Source organism: Eggerthella sp. (assembly GCF_048329335.1).
Lineage (GTDB): Bacteria > Actinomycetota > Coriobacteriia > Coriobacteriales > Eggerthellaceae > Eggerthella > Eggerthella lenta.
In genome coordinates this window covers 1-5,700 of the sequence record NZ_DBFEGU010000428.1, presented here as the reverse complement: position 1 = coordinate 5,700, position 5,700 = coordinate 1, and the positions used below count along the sequence as shown (strand labels likewise).

Sequence of the window (5,700 nt, the reverse complement as noted above, 5' to 3'; positions counted from 1 at the left end):
TTGCCGGTCTGGCAGCAACATTCGGTCGCGGTTCGATGACGAACCACTATTGCGACATGCAGAACGCCGACGTCATCTTGACGATCGGCTCCAACAACGTCGAGAACCACCCCGTTTCGTCGAAGTGGGTGCAGAGGGCGCTCGACAACGGCGCGACGTGGATCGTCGTCGACCCGCGCTACACGCGCTCGGCCGAGATGGCGGACATCTACTGTCCTATCCGCTCGGGCACCGACATCGCCTTCTACGGCGGTCTGTTCAACTACATTCTCGAGCACGACCTGTGGCAGCACGAGTACGTGCTGAACTACACGAACGCGTCCTACCTGTTGGACGAGGAGTACTCCTTCGATGTGGAGACGGGCATCTTCTCGGGCTTCGACAAGGACAGCGCCACCTACGACGCGAAGACCTGGCACTACCAGGTAGAGTCCACGAAGGAGTGGGACACCTCGGAGGGCGGCGCCTACGCCTGGGCCAAGGCCGAGGGCGTGCCCGAGTTCACGCCTCCCACCGTCGAAGTGCCGAAGCGCGACATGACCCTGCAGGACCCGATGTGCGTGTTCCAGCAGATGAAGAAGCACTATTCACGCTACGACCTGGACACCGTGTCCGCCACGTGCGGCATGGACAAGGAGCTTTTGGAGAAGGTGTACGCCACCTACGCGGCCACCGGCGCTCCCGACAAGTCCGGCACCATCCTGTACGCGCTCGGTCAGACGCAGCACACCTACGGCGCGCAGAACTGCCGCTCCATGGGCATCCTGCAGCTTCTGCTGGGCAACGTCGGCGTGGCCGGCGGCGGCGTGAACGCGCTGCGCGGCGAGCCGAACGTGCAGGGCGCCACCGACATGGGCATGCTCGTGGCGAACCAGCCCGGCTACCTGAACTGGCCCACCGAGTACGGCACGCCGTCTCTGCGCAAATGGTGCGAGAAGGAGACGTACGCGGACGGTTACTACACCAACAAGCCGAAGTTCATCGTCTCCGCGCTGAAGGAATGGTTCGGCGACGCGGCCACCGTGGAGAACGACTACGGCTACGACTGGTGGCCGAAGGTGCCGAAGAGCCCCGACTACTCCATCATCGGCTCGTTCGAGCTGATGAGCCAGGGTATCATCAAGGGCTACTTCAACTGGGGCATGAACCCCTGCCACTCGGCGCCGAACGCGAGCAACGTGCGCCGCGCCATGGCGAACCTCGACTGGCTCGTGGTGGCCGACTGGGTGGAGACGGAGTCCGCCACCTTCTGGAAGGCCCCCGACATGAACGCCGCCGACATCGACACCACGGTGTACTTCCTGCCCGCGGCGCTGATCTACGAGAAGCCGGGCACCATCCTGAACTCCGGCCGCTGGCTGCAGTGGCGCTACCAGGCCGTCGAGCCGTGGGAAGACGCCAAGCCCGACTACGAGATCTGCGACGTGCTGTGGAAGGCCATCGTCGACCTGTACAAGAAGGAAGACGGCGTGGCTCCCGAGCCCGTCGTCAACACGAAGTGGGACTACTACGTTGACGGCAAGATCGACCCGCGCCCCGTGGCCTGGGCCCTCAACGGCTACAACTACGCCGAGGGCGGCTTCGAGAACGGCGCGCCCGATTTGCTGAGCACGTTCGCGAACCTCAAGGCCGATGGCTCCACGGCCTGCGGCATGTGGATCTACACCGGCTTCTGGGCCAACAACGACGCTCCGCTCGACCCGGCCGAGCAGGCCATCGGCAGCCGCGTCGCCGACGACCCGACGGGGCTGGGGCTGCATCCCAAGTGGTCGTTCGCCTGGCCGCTCAACCGTCGCATCATCTACAACCGCGCCTCGGCGGACCTGGAAGGCAAGCCTTGGAACCCGAACCGGGTGCTGGTCGAATGGACGGGCGAGAAGTGGGTGCAGAACGACGTCGGCGACTTCGTGGCCGTGTCGAACGGCACGCCCGTGCCGCCCAACAACAAGGCGTTCATGATGCTGTGGGAGCAGAACGCGCGCCTGGAGAGCTACGGCATGGGCGACGGTCCTTTGCCCGAGCACTACGAGCCCTTCGAGAGCCCGGCGGACAACAAGCTGAACGGACGGCAGAACTCGCCGTGCGTGCGCTTCGCCGAGTTCGAGTCGGTCAAGCGCGGCGACCGCAGCCAGTACCCCATCGCGGTGACCACCTATTCGGTCACCGAGCATTGGCAGACCGGCGGCCAGACCCGCACGTGCCCGGCCCTCAACGAGGCCATGCCCGAGCAGTTCGTCGAGATGTCGGTGGAACTGGCGGCCGAAAAGGGCATCGAGAACGGCGAGCGCGTCCGCGTGTTCAACAACCGCGGGTCGGTCGAGGTCATGGCGCTGGTCACGCCTCGCTTTAAGCCGTTCAAGGTGAACGGCGAGACCGTGCACCAGGTGGGCATGACGCACCACTTCGGCTGGGCGGGCGACTTCGCCACCGGAGACATCGTCAACGACCTGCCGCCGAACGTGGGCGACCCGAACTGCTGGGTGCCCGAGTACAAGGCGTTCCTCGTCGACATCGAGAAGGCATAGGAGGGGTGAGCTATGAGTGAGAAAGCCATATTGTTCGACTCCTCCCGCTGCACCGCGTGCCGCGGCTGCCAGGTGGCCTGCAAGTGCTGGAACGGCCTGCCGTCCACCCTCGAGAAGAACGGGAACCCTTCCACGGGCTCGTACCAAAGCCCGATGGATTTGAACGGCGACACGCGCCTGCTGATCAGCTTCCATGAGGAGGCCGGCGGCGACAAGGGCGTGAAGTGGGCCTTCGGGCGCCGCTCGTGCCAGCACTGCACCGACGCCCCCTGCGCCACCATCTGCCCTGGCGGGGCGCTGAAGAAGGACGAGGCCACCGGTTTCGTCAGCGTGGACGAGTCCAAGTGCATCGGCTGCAGGTACTGCTCCACGGCCTGCCCGTTCGACGTGCCGCAATACCACGGCGACACGAGCAAGATCAACAAGTGCACCGGATGCCTCGACCGCGTCGAGCAGGGCCTGGCTCCGGCGTGCGTGACCACCTGCCAACCGCAGGCGCTCATGTTCGGCGATCGCGAGGAGATGCTTTCCATCGCCCGGGAACGCGTGGACTACCTGCACGGCAAGGGCTATGCGGACGCCGCCTTGTACGGTGAGGACGAGGTGGGCGGCCTTCACGTGATCCAGGTGCTGAAGCACGGCGTGGAAGCGCACGGCCAGGTCGTCGACCCGCAGGTCAACCCGATGGTCGGCCTGACCCAGATCATGAAGCCGGTCACGGGCGCCGTCACGGGCCTCACGGTTGCCGGCTTGGCGGCCATGTTCGTGCTGGGCATCGGCTACAAGCGCGACAAGCTGGCGTACAACCCCGAGACGGACGACACGATCTCCGTCGACACCGGAGAGGTCGTCAAGCACGGTGACGGCCAGGACGAGGAGACGGTGATGGAGCATATCACCGAGAACCTTCCGGGCAAGAAGGGAGGCAACCGATGAGCAAGGGACCCGTCAAGGTTTCCGCTGAGGAAGCCGCCAAGAACCAGGCGTTCTTGGCAAGCATGGCAGCCAGTGGCAAGGAACGCTACATCAAGCGCCACTCGCTGCAGGCGCGCTTGACGCACGGCATCACCATCGCGGCGTGCATCCTGCTGTGCATCTCCGGCCTGTTCGTGTTCGTTCCGGCCCTCGCGGCCGCTGTCGGCGCGGACACGGTGTTCGCCATTCGCATGTCGCATCGCATCATCGGCGTCGTGTTCGTCGCGGTGCCGCTGATCAGCGCCCTGCTGGCTCCGAAGGGCGTGGCGCACATCTTCAAGAACCTGTTCGATCGTTGGGATTCCGACGACAAGAAGTGGATGATGCTGTTCTTCCCGTACCTGTTCATGGCCAAGTGGATCCACATGCCCGACCAGCGCGAGGTCAAGAGCGGCCAGCGTTTCGCCGACGGCATGCTGTGGTTCGCCGGAGCGCTCATGGGCATCACGGGCATCATCCTTCTGCTGGGCACGACGCTGTTCGATTTCGGTGCGGGCGTGCACGGCGTGACCCTGTTCCTGCACGACATAGGCTTTCTGCTGATCGCGGTGTTCGGCCTGGCGCACATCTTCCTGGGCGCCGGCATCTTCCAGCCGTACCGCGGCACGGCGAAGCTCATGTTCGGCGACGGCACGGTGTCCGAGTCCGACGCCCTGTACCACTGGGGTCACTGGGCCCGCAAGGAGATCGCCACGGGCGAGAACGTGGTGGAGAAGACGAAGTAAAAGCGCGGCGACCCGTTCGTGCCGCCGCGAATCGCGGCGGCACGGGCGCCGGATGGGTAACCCGACCGGACGCTCCCGGGTTGTCATCCTGAGCGGAGCGCGAAGCGCGGAGTCGAAGGATCCCGCGCGGCGCCAGCTGGAAGCGCCGCGGCTATCGCCGCGCGGGATCCTTCGACTCCGGCCTGCGCTCAGGATGACAAAAAGGGCGTTCCGCCCGTTCAGATAGGAAAGGAATCCATGAACCTCAAAGCGATCGATGCGGCCATCGCCGCGTACCGTACGAACCTCGACGAGGGCGACGTCTCGCGGCTCGCGTTCTTCCGCGAGCTGTGGGGGGTTCAGGCCGAGGCGGCCTCCCATGTTGATCTCGGCTACGAAGTGCCCGACGCCGATAGCCTGAAAACGTGGGCGCGCCACGGGGAGCCGGTGCTCTCCCATGCTCCGGTGAAGATCGAGGCCGCCGCGTTGGCGGGCGCGATGGAGCGGCTGGCCGAAGTGCTGGCTGCGCGCGGCGGGTTCGCGGCGTCGACGAGCGAGGCGCTCTCGCGCACGAGCTGGGAGCGCATGGTCGCCGCAAGCGACCTCGTGCTCGCCGGCTGCAACCCGGCTGCCTATGTGGAGTCGTTCGTCGAGCTGCTCGAGGACGACGGCATGGACGAGGACGCGGCCCGCATCGGCGCGATGGCGGCGGCGCTGGCCCTGCGCGCGTTTCTAGAGGGTCCGGCGACGGCCGTCGAGCGGGCGCTTCGGGAGGCGGGTGCCGACGAGCCGCATAGCGTGCGCTGCCCCGTGTGCGGCGGCGAAGCTGCGGTGGCGCAGGTGAGCGGCGCGCCTGCGGGGCAGGGACGCGCCAAGCGCCTGTGGTGCGCCCAGTGCGGCTGCGCGTGGGAGTTCGAGCGCGTGCGTTGCGTGCGCTGCGGCACGCAGAACCAGAGCCGTCTGCATTATTTCAATCTCGAGGGCGACGAGGCGCACCGCCTGGCCACCTGCGACGAATGCGGCGGCTACACGCGCACCGTGTACGAGGAGGACGCGCTTGCGCCGTTCTCGTTCGAAGTGGAGGACGTGGTCATGGCGAAGCTCGACCTCGTGGCGTACCAGCGCGCGGCCGCCGATGCCGCCGCGGAAGCGCAGAGGTAGGACGATGGCCATCGTAGAGCGTCCCGAGCCCGCGAAGCGCGAGTCGGCCGAGCGGCCCATCCGCATCTTCCTGAACGAGGTGCCTGTGGCCGTGAGCCAGGGAAGCCCCTTCGGGCTGTCCGAGCTGGCGGTGGGCTACCTGTTGTCCGAGGGCCTCATCGCCGATCGCGACAGCCTCGTGGAGGTGGTCGAGGTGCCCGAGGAGGCTGCGGTGTACGTGGCCAGCGGAGAGCGGGCGGAGGAAGGTTACGTGCCCCTGCACCGCGTCACGTCGGCCGGGTGCGCCCAGTCGGCGCTTCTGCGCGACGCGCGGCGCGCGGGCGAGCCCCGCGCGT

General features: G+C 66.5%; 5 protein-coding genes. All 5 read left to right on the top strand.

The window, feature by feature from the left end; all coding sequences use genetic code 11:
• The coding region (locus ACMO6A_RS13225; RefSeq protein WP_418471401.1) for a molybdopterin-dependent oxidoreductase at window positions 1-2,525 on the top strand (2,525 nt) is incomplete at its 5' end.
• 12 nt (window positions 2,526-2,537) lie between these two features.
• Window positions 2,538-3,461, top strand: coding sequence for a 4Fe-4S dicluster domain-containing protein (locus ACMO6A_RS13220; protein ID WP_009307093.1), 924 nt, complete (start codon window positions 2,538-2,540; stop codon window positions 3,459-3,461).
• Window positions 3,458-4,225 (top strand): cytochrome b/b6 domain-containing protein, encoded by a 768-nt coding sequence (locus ACMO6A_RS13215; RefSeq protein ID WP_009608591.1) that lies wholly within the window; start codon window positions 3,458-3,460, stop codon window positions 4,223-4,225. The genes ACMO6A_RS13220 and ACMO6A_RS13215 overlap by 4 nt, the downstream gene beginning before the upstream one ends.
• Before the next feature lie 237 nt (window positions 4,226-4,462).
• A complete protein-coding gene (locus tag ACMO6A_RS13210; protein ID WP_009608709.1) occupies window positions 4,463-5,365 on the top strand; it encodes a formate dehydrogenase accessory protein FdhE in 903 nt (300 codons plus the stop codon).
• Window positions 5,366-5,369: 4 nt separating this feature from the next.
• Window positions 5,370-5,700: formate dehydrogenase accessory sulfurtransferase FdhD (locus ACMO6A_RS13205; RefSeq protein WP_418471400.1), on the top strand; the 331-nt coding region annotated here is incomplete at its 3' end.

Excerpts from the sequence above, each read along its gene's own strand:
- ACMO6A_RS13215 (WP_009608591.1), top strand. The coding sequence starts at position 3,458 with ATGAGCAAGGGACCCGTCAAGGTTTCCGCTGAGGAAGCCGCCAAGAAC.
- ACMO6A_RS13210 (WP_009608709.1), top strand. The coding sequence starts at position 4,463 with ATGAACCTCAAAGCGATCGATGCGGCCATCGCCGCGTACCGTACGAAC.
- ACMO6A_RS13220 (WP_009307093.1), top strand. The coding sequence starts at position 2,538 with ATGAGTGAGAAAGCCATATTGTTCGACTCCTCCCGCTGCACCGCGTGC.